General features: G+C 72.2%; 18 protein-coding genes and 2 pseudogenes. 6 read left to right on the plus strand and 14 right to left on the minus strand.

Going from position 1 to position 17,833, the window contains the following annotated elements; translation table 11 throughout:
* Nucleotides 1-90 precede the first annotated feature (90 nt).
* The 7 genes and pseudogenes from FF36_RS06230 to FF36_RS06250 form a co-directional block, all read right to left on the minus strand.
* Entirely contained in the window at nucleotides 91-1,047 is a 957-nt protein-coding gene (locus FF36_RS06230; RefSeq protein ID WP_199865334.1) for a Rossmann-fold NAD(P)-binding domain-containing protein, read from the minus strand.
* A 224-nt stretch (nucleotides 1,048-1,271) separates the two neighbouring features.
* Nucleotides 1,272-1,538: ATP-dependent Clp protease proteolytic subunit (locus FF36_RS37250; RefSeq protein WP_242422340.1), on the minus strand; the 267-nt coding region annotated here is incomplete at its 5' end.
* A 2-nt stretch (nucleotides 1,539-1,540) separates the two neighbouring features.
* Nucleotides 1,541-1,836 (minus strand): annotated as a pseudogene (locus FF36_RS37255) (ATP-dependent Clp protease proteolytic subunit); the annotation flags it as partial.
* Between the two features lie 2 nt (nucleotides 1,837-1,838).
* Nucleotides 1,839-1,898, minus strand: a pseudogene (locus FF36_RS39885) (hypothetical protein); the annotation flags it as partial.
* A complete protein-coding gene (locus FF36_RS06240; protein ID WP_052680980.1) occupies nucleotides 1,895-2,605 on the minus strand; it encodes an ATP-dependent Clp protease proteolytic subunit in 711 nt (236 codons plus the stop codon). The gene FF36_RS06240 and the pseudogene FF36_RS39885, both read right to left, overlap by 4 nt.
* 212 nt (nucleotides 2,606-2,817) lie before the next feature.
* Nucleotides 2,818-3,375: a MerR family transcriptional regulator gene (locus tag FF36_RS06245; RefSeq protein WP_044884036.1), complete on the minus strand. Its 558-nt coding sequence runs from the start codon at nucleotides 3,373-3,375 to the stop codon at nucleotides 2,818-2,820.
* A 376-nt stretch (nucleotides 3,376-3,751) separates the two neighbouring features.
* The gene (locus tag FF36_RS06250) at nucleotides 3,752-4,186 is read right to left on the minus strand and encodes a MerR family transcriptional regulator (protein WP_041940731.1); all 435 of its coding nucleotides are present in this window, start codon (nucleotides 4,184-4,186) and stop codon (nucleotides 3,752-3,754) included.
* Between the two features lie 367 nt (nucleotides 4,187-4,553).
* On the opposite strand from FF36_RS06250, the gene mce reads away from it, so the two are divergent.
* Together mce and FF36_RS06260 are read left to right on the plus strand one after the other, a co-directional pair.
* The gene (mce, locus tag FF36_RS06255; protein ID WP_044884037.1) at nucleotides 4,554-4,979 is read left to right on the plus strand and encodes a methylmalonyl-CoA epimerase; all 426 of its coding nucleotides are present in this window, start codon (nucleotides 4,554-4,556) and stop codon (nucleotides 4,977-4,979) included.
* Between the two features lie 35 nt (nucleotides 4,980-5,014).
* Nucleotides 5,015-5,692: an SDR family oxidoreductase gene (locus FF36_RS06260; RefSeq protein WP_044884038.1), complete on the plus strand. Its 678-nt coding sequence runs from the start codon at nucleotides 5,015-5,017 to the stop codon at nucleotides 5,690-5,692.
* 137 nt (nucleotides 5,693-5,829) lie between these two features.
* Here the strand turns inward: FF36_RS06260 and FF36_RS06265 are convergent, their stop codons facing one another.
* From FF36_RS06265 to FF36_RS06275, 3 genes are all read right to left on the minus strand, one after another.
* Nucleotides 5,830-6,291, minus strand: a complete 462-nt coding sequence (locus tag FF36_RS06265) for an LppP/LprE family lipoprotein (RefSeq protein ID WP_313949807.1) — start codon at nucleotides 6,289-6,291, stop codon at nucleotides 5,830-5,832.
* A gap of 285 nt (nucleotides 6,292-6,576) precedes the next feature.
* Nucleotides 6,577-8,169: an aldehyde dehydrogenase family protein gene (locus tag FF36_RS06270; protein ID WP_052680992.1), complete on the minus strand. Its 1,593-nt coding sequence runs from the start codon at nucleotides 8,167-8,169 to the stop codon at nucleotides 6,577-6,579.
* A 158-nt stretch (nucleotides 8,170-8,327) separates the two neighbouring features.
* Entirely contained in the window at nucleotides 8,328-9,521 is a 1,194-nt protein-coding gene (locus FF36_RS06275; protein WP_242422341.1) for a thiamine pyrophosphate-dependent dehydrogenase E1 component subunit alpha, read from the minus strand.
* A gap of 434 nt (nucleotides 9,522-9,955) precedes the next feature.
* Between FF36_RS06275 and FF36_RS06280 the strand changes: the two genes are divergently transcribed.
* From FF36_RS06280 to FF36_RS37260, 4 genes are all read left to right on the plus strand, one after another.
* Nucleotides 9,956-10,471 carry a hypothetical protein gene (locus FF36_RS06280; protein ID WP_199865335.1) on the plus strand — a complete coding sequence of 172 codons (516 nt, stop codon included), beginning with the start codon at nucleotides 9,956-9,958 and terminating at the stop codon, nucleotides 10,469-10,471.
* 375 nt (nucleotides 10,472-10,846) lie between these two features.
* A complete protein-coding gene (locus FF36_RS06285) occupies nucleotides 10,847-12,061 on the plus strand; it encodes an RtcB family protein (RefSeq protein WP_044884040.1) in 1,215 nt (404 codons plus the stop codon).
* A 365-nt stretch (nucleotides 12,062-12,426) separates the two neighbouring features.
* Nucleotides 12,427-13,655 (plus strand): multicopper oxidase family protein (locus FF36_RS06290; RefSeq protein WP_242422352.1); only part of this gene is annotated, 1,229 nt, incomplete at its 3' end.
* Between the two features lies 1 nt (nucleotide 13,656).
* Nucleotides 13,657-13,767 carry a multicopper oxidase domain-containing protein gene (locus FF36_RS37260; RefSeq protein WP_242422354.1) on the plus strand — a complete coding sequence of 37 codons (111 nt, stop codon included), beginning with the start codon at nucleotides 13,657-13,659 and terminating at the stop codon, nucleotides 13,765-13,767.
* 307 nt (nucleotides 13,768-14,074) lie between these two features.
* Here FF36_RS37260 and FF36_RS06295 read toward each other — a convergent pair whose 3' ends face one another.
* The 4 genes from FF36_RS06295 to FF36_RS06310 all read right to left on the minus strand — a co-directional run bounded on the left by FF36_RS06295 (nucleotide 14,075) and on the right by FF36_RS06310 (nucleotide 17,450).
* Nucleotides 14,075-14,338: a UBP-type zinc finger domain-containing protein gene (locus FF36_RS06295; RefSeq protein WP_044884041.1), complete on the minus strand. Its 264-nt coding sequence runs from the start codon at nucleotides 14,336-14,338 to the stop codon at nucleotides 14,075-14,077.
* Nucleotides 14,339-14,501: 163 nt separating this feature from the next.
* Complete coding sequence (locus FF36_RS06300) at nucleotides 14,502-15,230, minus strand: 2OG-Fe(II) oxygenase (protein WP_044884042.1); 729 nt, start codon at nucleotides 15,228-15,230, stop codon at nucleotides 14,502-14,504.
* Nucleotides 15,227-15,793, minus strand: coding sequence for a methylated-DNA--[protein]-cysteine S-methyltransferase (locus FF36_RS06305; protein WP_044884138.1), 567 nt, complete (start codon nucleotides 15,791-15,793; stop codon nucleotides 15,227-15,229). Before FF36_RS06305 ends, FF36_RS06300 begins: the two co-directional genes overlap by 4 nt.
* Before the next feature lie 55 nt (nucleotides 15,794-15,848).
* Nucleotides 15,849-17,450, minus strand: a complete 1,602-nt coding sequence (locus tag FF36_RS06310; protein WP_082121713.1) for an AlkA N-terminal domain-containing protein — start codon at nucleotides 17,448-17,450, stop codon at nucleotides 15,849-15,851.
* Nucleotides 17,451-17,833: the final 383 nt, after the last annotated feature.

A 17,833-nucleotide genomic window follows, 5' to 3' on the forward strand; every position in this document is an offset into this window, starting at 1 on the left:
ACGGCATGACTTGTCCTGACCGGCAGAGGGGACGAGGAAGATCTGCCAACACCAGCCTGCCACACCCCAGAACTAAACAGCGACGGTCTACTAGCCTCGGGTGGCCTTCTGCGCGTCCCAGGCGTCGAGCAGGGAGCGTTCTTCGTCGTCGGTAAGACCTGCTACCGGTTGTGCGGGCGGTGCGCGGAGTCCGTCGAGCAGTGTTTCCGCCAGCGGCCGGCTGACCAGACCGTGAGCACGCGCCGTGGTGTTGTCGAGATCGTTGAACCCGGAATAGTCGGGTTGCCGCAGCCACAAGGGCAGCGATGTCGGCCCGGACCAGGTCCGCACACCGTGCCGGTCGAGCCAGTCGGGAGCGGCCCGCACGAGTGACCCGCGGTGGCCCGTGATCTCGCGGGTGAGAGCGATGTGCTCCTCGAAGGGAATCGAGTCGCCGGTCGCGTTCACAGTTCCGGCGCGATGCTGGCGCGCGGAGTCGACCAGCCAGAACCCGAGATCACGCACGTCGATGACTTGCGTCATGAGGTTCGGTGCATCCGGTACAAGTACCCGACCATCCGGATGCGACGGGGCCGCGAACCGTGAGGGCCAGTAGGTCGTCCGTCCTGACCAGTCACCAGGTCCGCCGATCAGACCGGAGCGAGCGATCAACAGACGGGACGACCCGAACGCGTCGGCCACGACCTGTTCACACGCCACTTTCGCGGGACCGTAGTCGGCCATGGTGGCCATGACGTCGCCGGCAAGCGGCTCCAGCAGGGGAGCGTCGACGGTTTTCCGCAGCGCGGACGGGTCGGCGTACACATTGCCGGTGGACACGAAGATGAAGTGCGAGCAGCGCGGCTCCAGTGCCGCGGCCGCGCTACGCACGTGCCCAGGCTGGCGAGACACGTCCACCGCCGCGTCGAACTCGCCCGGGAGGAGATCGTAGCTGGCCGGATCGCGACGATCACCGCGAACCAGTTGCACGCCCTCGGCGGCGTCACCCGACTCACCACGAGCCAGGCACACCACGCTGTCGCCCGCGTCGCGCGCCGCCTCGGCCACGGCCCGGCCGAGCCAGGCGGTACCGCCCAGAACGAGCAGCCTCATGGCACACATTCCACTGCGCGATGATCCGTACCATTACCAGATTCCGCGGTCGTCGAACGAACGGTCCCTCTCAAGCGCCTGTCACCCCAGCCTACGATCGACCTGGAAACATGGATTCCGCGCACGACCCGGTGATCCGACCTGGTGGGATTCTCAGCGATCGGATCACCGGGTCGAGGTCAGGCGGCGCCGGAGATGCGGGGCGTCGTCGCCTTGCGGCTGGTGATGACGTCGTCGATGAGGCCGTAGGCGCGGGCCTCGGTGGCGCTGAAGATCTTGTCGCGTTCGGTGTCGCGGCGGATCTCCGTCTCGCTGCGGCCGGTGTGCCGGGCGAGCAGGGTCTCCTGCAGGGCGCGGACGCGCAGGATCTCGCGGGCCTGGATCTCCAGGTCGGACGACTGGCCCTCCCCCTGCGCCGACGGCTGATGGATCAGGATCCGGCTGTTNNCCAGCGCGAACCGCTTGCCCGGCGTCCCCGCCGCCAGCAGCACCGCCGCCGCCGACGCCGCCTGCCCCATGCAGATCGTCGAGATGTCCGGCCGCACGAACTGCATCGTGTCGTAGATCGCCGTCAACGACGTGAACGACCCACCCGGCGAGTTGATGTAGATCGAGATGTCCCGGTCCGGATCCTCCGACTCCAGGAACAGCAACTGCGCCATCACGTCGTTCGCCGACACATCGTCGATCTGCACGCCGAGAAAGACGATCCGCTCCTTGAGCAGCTTCGAGTACGGGTCCATCNNGTACTCGCCGCGCGACGTCCGCTCCACGATGTTGGGCAGGACGTGGCGGGCGGCGCTCATCGGGCACCCCCCGCCGGGCCGAAGCCGGTGCGGCCGGCCGCGCGGCGTAGGCCGATGCCGGCGCCGCCGACACCGCTGGGCACCTGGTCGACCCGCTCGACGACGTGGTCGACCAGCCCGTAGTCGCGGGCCTCCTCGGCGGTGAACCACCGGTCGCGGTCGGAGTCGGCCTCGATCTGCTCGACGGTCTGCCCGCTGTGGAAGGCGATGCGCTGCTGCAGCGTCCGCTTCGTGTACAGCATCTGCTCGGCCTGGATGGAGATGTCCGCGGCCGTGCCGCCGATGCCGCCGTGCGGCTGGTGCATCATGATCCGCGCGTGCGGGAGGGCGTACCGCTTGCCCGCGGCGCCGGCGCAGAGCAGGAACTGGCCCATGGACCCGGCGAAGCCGAGCGCGACGGTGGCCACGTCGTTGCCGACGTACTGCATCGTGTCGTAGATCGCCATGCCGGCGCTCACCGAACCACCCGGCGAGTTGATGTAGAGGTGGATGTCGGAGGTCGGGTCCTCCGCGGCGAGCAGCAGCAGTTTCGCGCTGATCGCGTTGGCGACGGCGTCCTCCACCACTGCGCCGAGGAAGACGATGCGGTTCTCCAGCAGCCGGCCGAACACCTGGTCGTCGGCGGTGCCGGCGCCGGCGGCCTGGGCGATCGGGCTTCGCGGCCGGCCGAGGCCGGGCCCCGCGTGCGCCGTCGATATCTCGATCATGAAACGTGTCCTCCCGCCGACCGGGTCGGGACTCGTCGCGTACGACGAGGGGCCGGCCCTTCCAGGGTCACCGGGAAAGCCGCCGCCGGACCGGCGGTCTGCCTGCGGCAGATCTGCTCATGGCAGACAGGCCGCAGACAGGCCACAGACAGGACGCGGCCAGGCCGCGGCGCCGGTCCCCACCGCGGCCAGCGCGCCGCGCGCCCCGCGCGTCAGCGGTCGTCGCCGCCGAGCGGGTCGTCGAGGAAGTCGAGGAACGAGTCGTCCAGGTCCAGCCGACCGCCGGCGAGTCCCGGGGCCGGACCGCCGCGGTCGGGCCCGCCCGCGTCGCCGTCGGTCCGCAGCGACCGGGCCGTGTCGTCCCGCAGGCCGATCATGAAGTCCTCGGCGAGGCGGACCTGCTCCTGCAGCGAGGCGAGCTTCTCCTCGGCCAGGCTGACCCAGGTCTGCAGCCGGTCGTGCAACTCGGCGCGCAACTGAGGAGGCAGCCCCGGCTGCGTGATCCGCTCACGCAGGGTAAGCAGCGAGCGCATCTCCTCCACCGTGAAACCCAGCGGCTTCATCTTCTTGATCAGAAAGAATCGATCGAGGGCATCGTCGTCATAGAGTGGAAAACCACCCTCCGAGCGGCCCACGGCGACAAGAAGGCCGGCCTCCTCGTAGAACCTGGCGGTACGCAGGGACAAGGTCACCAGGGTGGCGACGTCGCCGATCTCGTAGCGCCCGTCGCGGGCGTCGGCGGAAGACCTGGCGCTGCTGGTTGTGGACAATTCAACCCTTATCAGGTGAGCTCGGCGGCTGGTGTTCAGATATCTAGCGTCTACGCGTGGGCAATCCGCGGCTACACACAAGCGGTAAAGATCTGGTAATCCCTGACCGACCGCGCGTCCCCTGCGGATCCGGCTTCCCGAGGCCCCCACGCGCGCCCCTCCCTGCCGGGAGCGGGGCGGGACCACGGCGAGCGTCGGCGGACTCTCCGAACACGGCGAAACCGGGGCCGGGCAGCAGACGACAGAGCCTGCTCCGTCACCTCGCGTAGCCGGCAGGCCCGGCGGGCTGATGTGCCCCACCGACCTACCGTAGCCGGTGACCTGGCACGACACGCCCAGGCGCAGCCGCCGGCCGGAGGGGACGCCTAGCGCTGGGTCAGGCTGACCGGTCGGCGTCGCCGTGCAGGCCGATGACGAAGTCCTCGGCAACGCCGGCCTGCTGGCGCAGGGTGGCGAGCTTCTCCTCGGCCAGCACGACCCAGGTGCGCAGCAACTCGCGCAGCTCGGCCCGACGGGCATCGGAGATCTTCGGGTCAGACAACTCGTCGCGGACGGACAGCAGCGAGCGCATCTCCTCGAGGGTGAACCCGAGGGATTTCATCTTCTTGATGACCAACAGCCGGTCGACGGCCTCGTCGCCGTAAAGGCGGAATCCGCCGGGGGTACGGCCGGCGGTCGTGAGCAGCCCGGCCTCCTCGTAGTACCGGACCGTGCGCAACGAGAGCCCGACCCGCTCGGCCACCTCACCTATCTGATACGTGGTTCCGCGGGCCGCACGGAGCGCGGATGGATCGCGACGCGTCGTGGACAAGGTGACCCTCACGTTAGTGGCTCGACGCCGGGAGCAAGGCTGATAACAGACGACTCTACGACGTTCCGGACAGCGGGCCGATACGGGTCGCTTCGGCCCACCGTGCGCCCTCGGACGATCCTCCGACCCGGTGCGGAAGGTGACACCCCGGCCGGGCGGGCGTCCGCGGACCCACCGCGACCGCCGTCACCTGCGCCACCTGCCCACATCGGTCGACGCGGGGATCGCGAACGGGCACTCTCTTCCTCGAGGCCGAGGTCTGCGGCGGGGCGGAGCTCGGCGGCGGAGCCGAGCCCGGACGCCGCCCGTCTCGGCCGCCATCATCGGCAGGATCCAGCCGCCGGGCCGGCGGAGCAGGGAGAGCGTTGTGCTGACCAGGATCGACCATGTCGGAATCGCGGTGGCTTCACTGGCCGAGGCGATTCCGCGCTACGAGGAGGCGTTCGGCCTCAAGGTCGTGCACCAGGAGGACAACGACCGCCAGGGCGTGCGCGAGGCGATGCTGCTGGTACACAGCGGCGAGGCCGGCAACTCCTACGTCCAGCTCCTCGAGCCGCTGCGCGAGGACAGCCCGGTGGGCAAGTTCCTGGCCAAGCGGGGCCCCGGCATCCACCACATCGCCTACGGCGTCGCCGACATCGACAGCGCCCTGGCCGCGCTGACCACCACCGGCTTCGACCTGGTCAACTCCACGCCGGTGCACGGCACCGCCGGCAGCCGGATCGCCTTCGTCCATCCCAAGGGGCTCGGCGGGGTGCTCACCGAGCTGGTCGAGGCCGCAGAGGGACACTGAGCCGACGGGCGCGGAACGGCTGGGAGGAGCAACGGGTGCGGATCGTGATCGCGGGGGCACACGGCCGGATCGCCCGGCTGCTAAGCCGCCGGCTACGCGGGCAGGACGCGACGGTGATCGGACTGATCCGCAACCCCGACCAGCGCGACGACGTCCGCGCGGCGGGCGCCGAGCCCGTCGTCGCCGACCTGGAGTCGATCGACGCCGCGGCATTGGCGCAGCACGTGCGCGGCGCGGACGCCGTCGTCTTCGCGGCCGGCGCGGGACCGGGTAGCGGCGCGGCCCGCAAGGACACCGTCGACCGGGCCGCGGCGGTACTGCTCGCCGACGCGGCGCAACTCGCCGGGGTCCGTCGCTACCTGCTGGTCTCCTCGGTCGGCGTCGACGGACCGCCGCCACCGGGCACAGACGCGGTGTTCGCGGCCTACCTGCGGGCCAAGGCCGCGGCCGAAGAGGCGATCCGCGGCCGCGATCTGGACTGGACCATCGTCCGCCCGGGCCGGCTGACCGACGACGACCCGACCGGCCGGGTGCGGCTCGCCGCCGGGGTGGACCGCGGGGAGATCTCCCGCGCGGATGTGGCCGCGGTGCTCGCCGCCCTGCTCACCACCGCCGGCACGGCCGGGATCACCGCCGGGCTGGTCAGCGGCGAGACGCCGGTGGCGCGGGCAGTCGCCGAGCTCACCTCCGCCGGACCCGGGCGCCACGCCTGAAGCAGGCGCCGGCACCACCAGCGCGTCCGGCCTCGCCGCCCCTTGCCTTGCCCTTCCAGGGGGTTCCGTGTCCGATTCATCCCTCTGGAAGGGCAAGGCACCCACGGGGCTGGCGCGCCGCGGGCACCGGAGAACGGTCAGCGGCGGCCCGCCGGGGCAGCGAAGGCGGCGCTCGGGATCGGGTCGAGCGGCGTCACCGACGAGCCGTTCCACTGGTAGCGGACGGTGGCCCCGCCGGCGGTCGGGCAGCACATCGGATCGCCCGGCTTGTACAGGTCGTACTGCAGAGCCACCACGCGGTCGGTGGACCAGATCCAGCGGATCGTCGCGCTCGACTGCTGCGCGTCGTTGCCGATGTACGCCCCGCGGTGGAAGAAGAACGCCCGCTGCGGGTGCCCGTCCGCGGAGGTCGAGCGCAGCCCGACGATCACACTGAGATCGCTGTTTTGGTCGAAGCCGCCCAGCGAGATCGGCGTGTAACCGGCGGCGCGCACGACCGACGACGCCTTCGCGACGCTGAGCGCGGGCGCTCCCGCCGCACTCGGCGCGGCCGAGGCGCTGCCAGCGAGTCCGCCTACCAGTACGAGTGCACCGATCATCACTGAAACGGCAAGTCCGCGACGTAGAGTCATGAGACCCCCCAAGTTCCGTGTTGACCCGACCACGCTAGATGCCCTCTTCGACGGCCGCCGCCCCGGCAGGGTCTATGGGCGCTATGTCGCCCGGTTCGACCGCAATCGCCCGGCAGCCGGCCAGTCCGGCCTCGCGGGACGGGTTGTCTCGGAACGGGCTTCTCGGGACGCGGGCCTCGGGACGCGGGCCTCGGAACGGGCTGTCTCGGGACGCGGGCCTCGGGCCTCGGGCCTCGGGACGCGAGCCTCGGGTCAGCGACCGCGGCGGGCGGACGGGCCGCGGCCGTGGCGGCGGCCGGCGACCCAGCTCACCGCGGCCAGCAGCCCGGGCGGGCGCTGGAAGGTGGTCAGCGTCATGCCGGGCAGCGGCAGACGCAGCGTGGCCACCGAGCGGGGGCGGGCGAACTCGCGCAGCCCCTCGGCGCCGTGCACCCGGCCGAACCCGCTCTCGCCGCTGCCGCCGAAGGGCAGGGCGGGAATCCCGGCGAAGGAGAGTACGGCGTTGACGGACACCATGCCGGCGTCGAGCCGGCGGGCGATCTCGTCGCCGCGGTGGCGGGAGAACACGGTCGCCCCCAGCGCGTACGGGGTGCCGTTGGCCAGGGCGACGGCCTCGTCGACGTCGGCGACGGTACGGACGGTGACAACGGGACCGAAGGTCTCCTCCTGCACGGCGGGGCTGTCCTCGGGGACGTCCACGAGGACGATCGGGGCGATGAACGTCTCGCCCACCGCGTCGACGCCGCCGAGCAGGGCCGTCGCGCCGCGGGCCAGCGCGTCGGAAACGTGGCGGCGCACGACGGCGGCCTGGCCGGGCATCGTCATCGGGCCGTAGGAGGCGCCGGGACCGTCCCCCGGCCGCACCGCGGCCAGAGCCCGGCGGACCTCGGCGAGGAACTGCTCGGCGACGGCCGCGGTGACGTAGATCCGTTCGACGCCGGCGCAGGTCTGCCCGGCGTTCGCCATCGCCCCCCAGACGGCCGCCCGGGCGGCGGCGACCACGTCGGCGTCGTCGGCGACGATGCACGGATCCTTGCCGCCGCACTCGATGACGACCGGGGTCAGCGACTGCGCGCAGGTCGCCATGACCATGCGGCCGCTGGCCGCGGAACCGGTGAAGGCAATCTTGTCGACGCCCGCGGCGCAGAGCGCGGCGCCGGTGTCGGCGAACCCGGTGACCACGCCCAGCACACCGGCGGGGGCGTCCGGGTTCGCTGCGGCGAAGGACTGCGCCAGCCGACTGCCCAGCGCCGGGGTGTACTCGCTGGGCTTGAACACCACCGGGTTGCCGGCGGCGAGGGCGTAGGCGATCGAGCCGACCGGAGTCAGCAGCGGGTAGTTCCAGGGACCGATCACCCCGACGACCCCGAGCGGGCGGTACTCCACCCGGGCGGTGTAGTTGGCCAGGAACGGGCCGGGCAGGACCCGACGCGTCCGCAGCACCCGCCCGGCGTGGCGCGCCGCCCAGCGGATGTGCTCCAGGGTGAGCAGCAGCTCGATGCGGGCGTCGGCGGCGGTCTTGCCGTTCTCCGCATGCAGGAGCTCGACGAGCTCCCGGTCGTGGCGGGCGAGGTGAGCCGCCCAGCGCAGCAGGTGATCGCGGCGCGCGGCGGCGCCGAGCCCGGCCCACCAGGGGGCGGCGTCGCGGGCCGCCGCCACCGCGGCCGAGACCCGCCGCGGGGAGCACACCGGGAAGTGGCCGACGACCGCGCCGGTGACCGGGTTCGTGGAGGCGAACGTCGAGTCGGCAGCCGCGGCCAGATCAGCCGCGGCGCCTGGGAGCACGCCGGCGGCGGCGCCGGCACGAGAGGTCGAAGCGCCGGCCGCGGCCGGCTGGCCGGGCACCTCCGCCGCCTGCGCCCCGTGGCCAGCCACCTCACCCGGCTCACCCGGCGAGGTCGACACAGGCTGTCGCACCGCATGCCCTTCGGGGGTCGTCACGGACCTTCCCTGCTGGGAAGCCCATTCGAACCAAGGATAGGTCGCCCGTGGGCCGAGGTCGACTACAGGAAGGAGTCCCGGTAGGCGGTGAACCATTCCCGTTGGGCCCGCTGGTCGGCCGTCTCGTCCGCGTACACGTTGTCGAACATGGTCACCGGGGCCGGCGGGTCCATGGCGAGGCATGCTCGGCGCAGGTCGGCGGCGGCGTCGTCGGCGTGCTCGCGGACCTCGTCGAACCAGCCGGCGGCCACGTCGGCGGCCAGCAGCAGCCGCAGTCGCTCGATGGGGTCCCGCGCCCGCCAGACGGCGAGCTCCTCGGCCGGCTGGTACCGGGTCGCGTCGTCCGACGTGGTGTGCGGCGCCATCCGGTAGGTGTTGGCCTCGATGAGCACCGGGCCACCGCCGCCGCGGGCGTGCTCGAGCGCCCAGGTGGTGACGGCGTGCATGGCGAGCACGTCGTTGCCGTCGACGCGCACGCCGGGGAAGCCGAACCCGTCGGCGCGCCGGGCCAGCTGCATCGTCGACTGCCGCCGGGTCGGGGTGGAGATCGCCCACTGGTTGTTCTGGCAGAGGAACACCACCGGGGCGCCGAAGCTCGCCGCCCACACGAACGCCTCGTTGGCGTCGCCCTGGCTCATCGCGCCGTCGCCGAGGTAGACCAGCACGGCGCCGTCGCGGTCCGGATCGCCGCTGCCGACCGTGCCGTCGAGCACCATGCCCATGCCGTAGCCGACGGCATGCAGGGTCTGCGACGCGAGGACGATCGTGTAGTTGGCCATGTTGTGCTCCGCGGTGTCCCAGCCGTCGTGGCTCACCCCGCGCAGCAGGCGGATGACCTCGGCGGCCGGCACCCCACGGTGCCAGGCGACGGCGTGCTCGCGGTAGCTGGGGAAGATGAAGTCGCGCGGCCGGACCGCCGCCGCGGATCCGACCTGCGCCGCCTCCTGTCCGCGCAGCGGAATCCAGAGCACCAGCTCACCCTGGCGTTGCAGGGCCGTGGCCTCCTCGTCCAGGCGGCGCGCCAGCACCATCGACGAGTAGAACTCCCGGCACAGGTCGTGGTCGGCGAGGACGGCGAAGCGCGGGTCGGTGACCCGGGTGCCGTCCGGCGCGAGCAACCGCACACCGGAGTCGGCCGGCTCCTGTGGTGGCGGCGGCACCGCCGGGGGTGCGGCGACGGCCGCAGCCGGTTCCGGTGGCCGTGCCGGCCGCGCCGGCCGCTCCGCGATCAGCCCCGGCCCGCGTACGACATTCATACCGAGTACCTCTCCCCCACCGGAAGATCGCAGGACGTCCTACGATCGGAAACCATCGAAAAAAAGACCGGTATACCGGTAAGAGAGTACGCGGTCCGGGTTCGACGAGAACGCCGGATCCCCATGCTTCATTCACGTCGTACTCCTACCCGGCCGGCGGCCCGCCGATTCCAAGGACGTCCTACGATCGGAAACCATCGAGAGGAAACGGTCACCGTTGTGAACTCGACCGAAACCCGAGTGGCCGTTACGGCGCCCGCAGGTTAGGAGAACATTTCGGCCGCAGCCCTGAGCTCCGCCCGCCGGCGATCCACCAAGGGCCGTCCGACCGACCGGAAAGGGGCCCGCTGGTCGGCCCGATCGGCCCGCCGGACCGGACCGGTGGACACCCGATGCGGGGTGGTCGCCGGCCCGCGTCGGCGCACAATGGCCCCATGGCTGGCAAGGCGGAACGTGTCCGGGTGGTGTTGGAACGGTCCGGCGGGCTGCTGGGACGGCCGGTCCGGCGGGGGCTCGACAGCGCCGATCTGCCCGAGCCGGAGGCCGCCCGGCTGCGCGAACTGGTGCGCGGAGCGGTCTCACCGGGCAGCGCGCCAGCCCGGCGGGCCGGCGGGGCAGGAGGCGCAGGCGGGACACGCTGCGCAGGCGGCGCAGGCGGGACAGGCGGCGCAGGCGGGGCCGCGCCGCGGGGCGAGCCGGCCGACGACGGACGGGGCGGGGGCGCGGACCGCTTTGTCTACACCCTGGAGATCGACTACACCCCCGAGATCGACTACACCTCCGAGATCGACCGCACCCCCGAGGTCGACCGCGCCCCGCGGGTCGACCAGCAGGGCGGACGCACCGTGCGGACCTTCTCCGAGCCGGTCCCCGAGGACCTGCGGCCGCTGCTGGCCCTGCTGCGGGCCGCCCCCCTGCTACCGGCCGGCGGCCGCGACACGCCGCGCTGACCCGCCGATGTGTCGACCCGCCGACCCCACCCGACGGACTGCCGAACTGGGACCGGAAAATCATTCGCCGGGCGGCCGTGGACCGGGCATCCTGAACAGGCGGAGCGGAACGGTTTCGATGCGGACTTCCGGACCGGGCGAGCACCTTCGCTGAAGACGGTGGCAAGGGCACGGCGGAACTTGCATGAATACACAAGGCCGGGGATGCCGTGGCCGGTGAAATCCATCCGTCGGCTTGTTCCAGCGCCTCCGGCGACGGGCGGGACGGGGAACTTCCGACGCGAGGCCCTGATTCCGGGCCGCCGCGATGAATGCGTTCGGTCGGCCAGAAGTGAACAGCACGTACCCACCCCCGTCGAGCGGAGGAACCATCCGATGAGCCCCGTCGCAACGCTCGGCGCAGCGGCGCATCCGATCTGGCTGTGGACTCGGCCCGAGGAGGTCGAGAGCGCCGCGCTGGACCAGTTGCGCAATGTCGCGTCCCTGCCCTATATCCATCATCACGTCGCGGTGATGCCCGACGTGCACCTCGGCTACGGCGCGACGGTCGGCTCCGTCATCGCCCTGCGCGACGCCGTCTCCCCCGCCGCCGTCGGGGTCGACATCGGCTGCGGGATGGCCGCGGCGCGGACCAACCTCACCGCGGCCGACCTGCCCGACGATCTCGGTCCGCTGCGGGCCGCGCTGGAGGCGGCCGTCCCGGTCGGGATGACCAGCCACCGGGAGCCGACCGCGCGGGCCCGGCGCCAGGACGACCTGTGGAGCGCGTTCGGTGCGCTGCACCCCCGCGTGGCCGGGCGGCTGGCGAAGGCCATGAACCAGCTCGGCACCCTCGGCTCGGGCAACCACTTCCTCGAGGTGTGCCTGGACACCGACGACGCGGTCTGGATCATGCTGCACTCCGGTTCGCGCAATGTCGGCAAGGAGCTCGCCGAGGGCCACATCCGCGTCGCCAAGCAGCTCGAGCACAACGCCGGCCTGGCCGACCGCGACCTCGCCGTGTTCCTCGCCGGCACCCCCGAGATGGCCGCCTACCGCCACGACCTGGACTGGGCGCAGACGTACGCCCGGCGCAACCGGGACCTGATGCTCGCCGCCGCCGTCGAGGCGCTGCGCGGCCCGCTGCCCGGGCTGCGCGTGCCCACCCCGCCGGCCGACGGCCCGCATGCCGGCGACCGCGACTTCGCCCTCGTGAACTGCCACCACAACTACGTGGCCGAGGAGCACCACTTCGGCGCCGACGTGCTCGTCACCCGCAAGGGCGCCATCTCGGCCCGGGACGGGGAATACGGCATCATCCCGGGTTCGATGGGAACCCGGTCCTACCTGGTCCGCGGGCGGGGAAACCCCGCCTCGTTCCATTCCGCCAGCCACGGCGCCGGCCGCACGATGAGCCGCAACCGGGCCCGCCGGACGTTCACCGTCGACGACCTCGCCGCCCAGACCCGCGGGGTGGAATGCCGCAAGGACGCCGGCGTTCTCGACGAGATCCCCGCGGCGTACAAGGACATCGACACCGTCCTGGCCCGCCAGAGCGACCTCGTCGAGATCGTCGCTCAGTTGCACGCCGTCCTCTGCGTGAAGGGCTGACCTCCACGCCACGTGCGCGGAGGCCGTCGGATCGGACGGCGGCCTCCGCGGGGGTGTCCGACGAACGTGGACGTGCCTCGGCGGGCTCGCCCGACCGATGTGGGAGGAACAGCTCGCATCAGCGCATACGTCGGTCTTTCAACCCGTCCGCGCGCACGGGTGATTCGACCGTCCCGTCCATCCCGGATTATCGGTGGCCGAAGTCGGGTAAAAACAATCCGACCGATCCCGACGACATCCGACCGGGGCGGTGGCGTCCGCGTGCGCCGCTGGGGGGCGTGATGCTTTCTCGACACCGAGCCGCACGACTCACGATTGCGGCATTGATTGGTGCCATTGTGATGGTCGGCGCCAATCAGCCGGGCATGTCCGTGCCGACGGCGGCGCCCACGCCGCCGTCGGGACAGCCGCTTCGGGAGCCGCCGCAATACGTGAGTGAGGACGGCGTCCTGCGGGTCCGTATCGTCGTGGAGCGCCGCCAGGTCGAGCTAGCCGGCCACCGGCTGTGGGCGCTGACCTACAACGGCCTGTACATGCCGCCGACGCTGCGATTCCGGCCGGGTGACCGGCTGGATCTGACGATGGTGAACCGCGTCCGTCCTTACACGAACCTGCATATCCACGGGCTGCACGTGTCGCCGGCCGGAAACTCCGACAACGTCTTCATCCACATCCATCCGGGCGAGACGTACCACTACGTATACCAGTTCCCTCGGACCCTGACGCCGGGGACCTATTGGTACCATTCCCATGGGCATCCGCATGCCGCGTCGCAGGTCGCCGGAGGGATGTCGGGAACCATCATCGTCGACGGCCTGCAGCGGTACCTGCCGCCGAATCTGCGTCACATCACCGAGCACGTCGTCGCCCTGAAGGACTTCCAGGTCCAGGGCGACGCGATCCGGACCGAGGACCTGCACATCGGAGCGGCGACGAACCGCACGGTCAACGGCCAGCAGAACCCGACCATCCAGATCAGGCCGGGCGAGACCCAGCTGTGGCGGCTGGCCAACATCAGCGCCAACATCTACTACCGACTGCGGCTGCCGGGGCAGCGGTTCCACGTGATCACGCAGGATGCGAGCCCCGTCACCCGGGTCTGGTCCGCGGACTCTCTCGTCATTCCGGCCGGCGCCCGCTATGACGTGCTCGTGCAGGGCGGCCCGGCCGGCCGCACCGCACTGGAAACCCTCGAATACAGCACCGGACCGGCAGGCAACAGTTTTCCCCGACAGACCCTCGCCACCGTCGTCTCCAGCGGTCCGGCGATGCGACCGGCGGTGTTGCCCACCACCTTCGACCCGAGAACACGGGTGGACCTGAGCCGCGCTCCCATCGCCGCGCGCCACACCATCGTCTTCTCGGAGAAGAGCACCGGAACCCAGTTCTACATCAACGGTCGGACCTTCGACGAAAACCGGGTCGACATCCGGTCCAGGCTCAACACGGTCGAAGAATGGACTATCCGCAACGAATCCGACGAGCAGCACTCCTTCCACGTGCACACCAACCGCTTCCAGGTGATGAGCATCGACGGCGTACCGCATCACGCACTGAGCCTGCAGGACACCGTGAACCTCCCCGCGCGGGGAGANGTGGTCGTGCGGATCCATTTCACCGACTTCACCGGAAAGACGGTCCTGCACTGCCACATCCTCAACCACGAGGACATGGGCATGATGGCCGTCCTCCAGATCGTGAGATAGGCCGCCGCACGATGATCGTCACGACGAAGGACCGCAGGAATGCGCCCGACGGCGTGGTGCGATCAGGCGGCATCGTGGAAGATCAGACCGAGGGTGTGGCTCGACGGCGCAGGGCGGCCTGCGGCTCTGGGACGAGGCTATCCAGCTGGGGGCGGCGTTTCACCTGGCCGGCTTCCGGCAGGTCATCGCCACCCTGGGTCCGGTGGAGGACCAGACCCTCCAAGTGGTCCACCTGCATCCACGTCGGTCCTTGATCTACGGTGCGGCGGCGGTGTTGGGGGGCGGGGCGGGCCGCCCTGGGGACTCGTCAGACGAACGCCTCGTCGACGTAACACCAGCGCCAGTCCTCGCCCGGTTCGAACGAGCGGACGATGGGGTGGCCGTGGTGGGCGGCGTGGGCGCTGGCGTGCCGCGCCGGCGAGGAGTCGCAGCAGCCGACGTTGCCGCAGGTCAGGCAGAGCCGCAGGTGTACCCAGCGGCCGCCGGTGCGCAGACATTCGCCGCAGCCCTGGTGCGTCGCCGGCTCGACGTCGCGGATCGCCGACAGGTGAGGGTCCTGGATGGTGGTCATCGGCCGCTCCGATCGTCGTCTGGCCGGCACGCACGAGGGGGTGCACGCCGACGTCGACTATGCCCGGCTGGGAGCCCTGACACATCCTGGCCCGGGTGGTCGGCGTGCCCCGGGTGGTCGGCTGCGGCCCCGCGCTCGTCGCGGACTGCACCCGGGAGTCCGATCAGGCGGCATCATGGAAGATCAGGCCGAGGGCGTGACGCCGGCCCGATCGGACGGTGCTGACTCCGTGCCGCATGGGCGAGGCGGACCAGCCGCGCGCGGAGGGGACCGGCCGATCCCGGGTGGTGAAGATCAGGGCATGCCCGCGCCGGAGGGTGAGGGCGGTGCCCCGGGACTGGGCCCGCATGCGCTGCTCGACGAGCAGGAACTCGCCACCGGTGTAGTCCGCGCCGGGGGTGTCGAGGCCGATGACGACCTGCAGGGGGAAGACCAGCTCGCCGTACAGGTCGCGGTGCAGCGCGTTCCAGTCGCCCGCCCGGTAGCGCAGCAGCAGCGGCGTGGGCAGGCACTGCCCGCTGCGGTGGCAGTCGGCCAGCCAGGCGTCGAGGGTGTCCGGCCACGGTGCGGACCGGCCCAGCCGGGCGGCCCACCGCCGGGCGACGGGCAGCAGGAACGGGTAGAACGCCGCGCGCAGGGCCCGGACCGGCGGGGGAAGGGGCTGATCGAAGTAGCGGTATTCCCCCGACCCGAACCGGTGGCGTCCCATGTCCACGGTGGACCGAAAGCGGGCGGGCTCCTCCAACAGACGCACGAGGTCGCGGCACTGCGTCCCGGTGAGCACCGCGCCGGCGAGGGCACAGCCGGTGGCATCCAGCTCCGCGCCGATCGCCGCCCAGTCCATGGCCCGTACGCGCTCCTCGGCTCCGGCGACCGGCTGCGGTGCCGTCATCCGAACCCCACGGCCGGGCCGGCCGGTGCGCTCGCCGCGGTGGCCTCGCCGGCGAGGTCCAGCGTCGGTGCGAGCGCGCCCTCGTGGCGCAGCAGGAACTCCTTGCGGTCCAGCCCGGCGGCGAAGCCGCGCAGCGTGCCGTCCGCGCCGATCACCCGGTGGCAGGGTCGTACCAGCAGCAGCGGATTCGCACCAACCGCCGCGCCGACCGCGCGCACCTCGCCGCGCCCGACTCCGACGCGGGCGGCGAGCTGGCCGTAGCTGATCGTCGCGCCGTAGGGAATCGCCTCCAACGCCCGCCACACCCGCTCCTGGAAGCCGGTGCCGCCGGTCCGCAGGGTGAGGGTGAACGCGTGCCGTTCACCGGCGAAGTACTCCTCGATCTCCTCGGCGGCGGCGGCGAAGAGTTCGGGGGTGCGGCGCCAGTGCGGCGCGGGTACCGCTGCGCCACGCTGCCTTGGCATGGACAGCGAGGCCAGGGCGAGCCCGCCGGGGGCCTGGTCCGTTGCGGCCCCCACCAGCAGCAGCTCGCCCACCGGGCTGGCCAACGTCGTGTAAAGCATCACCGCTCCCCTTCCGATCCGATCCCATCCTTCGGGACTGCTTCGACGCGCGTGGTCAACCCGGACCAGGAACCGGGCCCGCAGCCGGCTTCCGCCGCGTGCCGGCTCGGCGGGCACGGCCGGCGTGCAGACCCGCGCGGGTCATCGTGGGTGGGTCGCCGCGGGTGGCTGCGGCAGCCCACACGTGGTGCGCCGCGTAGCTGCGCCAGGGCGCCCAGGCGGCGGCGCGACCCAGGTCGACGTCGCCGCGGCGGTCCGCGGCGCGCAGGGCCGCATCGCCCGGCGGGAGCACATCGGGGTCGCCGAGGGCTCGCATCCGCAGGTAACCCGCCGTCCAGGGCCCGATGCCGCGCAGCGCCAGCAGCGCCCGTCGCGCCTCGTCGCGGTCCACCCCGGCGTCGAGGACCACGGAGCCGTCCGCAAGCGCGCCGGCAAGCGTCCGCACGGCGTCCCGGCGCACGGCCGGCATCCCCAGGTCCGCCAGACCGGCCGAGGCGAGGGTGTCGACCCGGGGGAACAGCAGGGTCAGGCCGCCGCTCGGCGTGGGCAGCGGATCGCCGTAGGCAGCCAGCAACACCGCGCCCAGGCGCCGCCCGGCGGCCACCGACACCTGCTGGCCCAGCACGGCCCGCACGGCGAGCTCATGCGGGTCGGCGGCACCGGGGGCGCGTAGTCCGGGTAGGCGGCCCACCTGCGCGGCCAGGGCGGGATCGCCGGCGAGCCGGTCGGCGACGGCGAGCGGATCGGCGTCGAGGTCGAACAGCCGACGGAGCCGGCTGACGGCGCTGCCGAGGTCCCGCAGGTCGCTCAGGATCAACCGGCAGTCCAGCCAGCCGACGTCGTCGCCGGCCGGGCGTTCGGCCACCTCCGCCACGCCGTGGCCGCAGGCCAGGCGCAGGGTGCGCCGGTAGGTTCGCCGTCCTCGCTCGCCCACGACCTCCTCCGCCCCGGGCAGGGCCCGGTCGGCGAGGTAGTCGAACAGGTGACCCGCCTCGTAGGGCCGGCGGTAGCCCAACCGGAGGGTGAGGCCACCCTCGTCGGGTCGGCCGCCCGGACCCGCCCCATCGCCGCGGCTCGGGCCGGGCGGGACGGTCCGCGGCGGCCGTGGACCACGCAGCTCGAGAGGCGTCGCGGCATAGACCGTTCGGATGGTGTCGTTGAACTGACGAACGCTCGCGAAGCCGGCGGCGAAGGCCACCTCGGTGGCGGGCAGCGCGGTGGTCTGCAGCAGCAGCCGCGCGGTGTGCGCACGCCGCGCTCGGGCCAGGGCGAGCGGCCCGGCGCCCACCTCTGCGGTCAGGTGCCGGTGGAGCTGGCGCGCGCTGTAGCCCAGCCGCGCGGCGAGGCCGGCCACGCCTTCCCGATCGACGACACCGTCGCCGATCAGGCGCATCGCCCGGCCGACCACGTCAGCGCGGATGTCCCACTCGGCGGAGCCGGGCACCGCGTCCGGCCGGCACCGCCGGCAGGCCCGGAAGCCGGCACCGTGCGCCGCCGCGGCCGTCGGGAAGAACCGGACGTTCGTCCGCTTCGGCGTCACCGCCGGGCAACTTGGACGGCAGTAGATGCCCGTGGTGGTCACGGCGAAGTAGAAGGCGCCGTCGAATCGGGCATCCCGGCTGGCCACCGCCTCGTAGCGGCCCTCGTCCGTCCTCATGCCCCCACTTTCGGCGCGACCGCCTCCGGATGCTGGCGGGAATCGGACGTCGTGCCCGCTCGCCGGATCGGCGACGTCAGGCCAGCGGCTTGCGCAGGACGATGAAGTAGAGGTCGGGCCGCAGCGGCCGACCGAACCGCTCGTCGGCGTACGGAAACGGTCGGGTGGCGGTGGTCGGGAGGTATCCCTTGCCGCGGTNCCAGCCGATGAGTTCGCTCCGCTGGGCGATGACCTGCATCTCCATCCACGACGCCGACCACGCGGTGACGGCGTGCCGCTCGGCGAGCCGCAGCAGCGCCCCGCCCACTCCGGCCCCCTGCCGGGTGGGGCTGACGGCGAACATGCCGAAGTAGGCCCCCGTCACCGCGGTGATCCCCGCTGCG

The organism is Frankia torreyi (genome assembly GCF_000948395.1).
Lineage (GTDB): Bacteria > Actinomycetota > Actinomycetes > Frankiales > Frankiaceae > Frankia > Frankia torreyi.

What these genes read in the sequence shown, in the direction of transcription:
- FF36_RS06275 (WP_242422341.1), bottom strand. Translation starts at nt 9,521, where the DNA reads ATGAATGTCGTACGCGGGCCGGGGCTGATCGCGGAGCGGCCGGCGCGG.
- FF36_RS06285 (WP_044884040.1), top strand. Translation starts at nt 10,847, where the DNA reads ATGAGCCCCGTCGCAACGCTCGGCGCAGCGGCGCATCCGATCTGGCTG.
- FF36_RS06305 (WP_044884138.1), bottom strand. Translation starts at nt 15,793, where the DNA reads ATGCTTTACACGACGTTGGCCAGCCCGGTGGGCGAGCTGCTGCTGGTG.
- FF36_RS06300 (WP_044884042.1), bottom strand. Translation starts at nt 15,230, where the DNA reads ATGACGGCACCGCAGCCGGTCGCCGGAGCCGAGGAGCGCGTACGGGCC.
- FF36_RS06240 (WP_052680980.1), bottom strand. Translation starts at nt 2,605, where the DNA reads ATGATCGAGATATCGACGGCGCACGCGGGGCCCGGCCTCGGCCGGCCG.
- FF36_RS06310 (WP_082121713.1), bottom strand. Translation starts at nt 17,450, where the DNA reads ATGAGGACGGACGAGGGCCGCTACGAGGCGGTGGCCAGCCGGGATGCC.
- FF36_RS06265 (WP_313949807.1), bottom strand. Translation starts at nt 6,291, where the DNA reads ATGATCGGTGCACTCGTACTGGTAGGCGGACTCGCTGGCAGCGCCTCG.
- FF36_RS06295 (WP_044884041.1), bottom strand. Translation starts at nt 14,338, where the DNA reads ATGACCACCATCCAGGACCCTCACCTGTCGGCGATCCGCGACGTCGAG.
- FF36_RS06280 (WP_199865335.1), top strand. Translation starts at nt 9,956, where the DNA reads ATGGCTGGCAAGGCGGAACGTGTCCGGGTGGTGTTGGAACGGTCCGGC.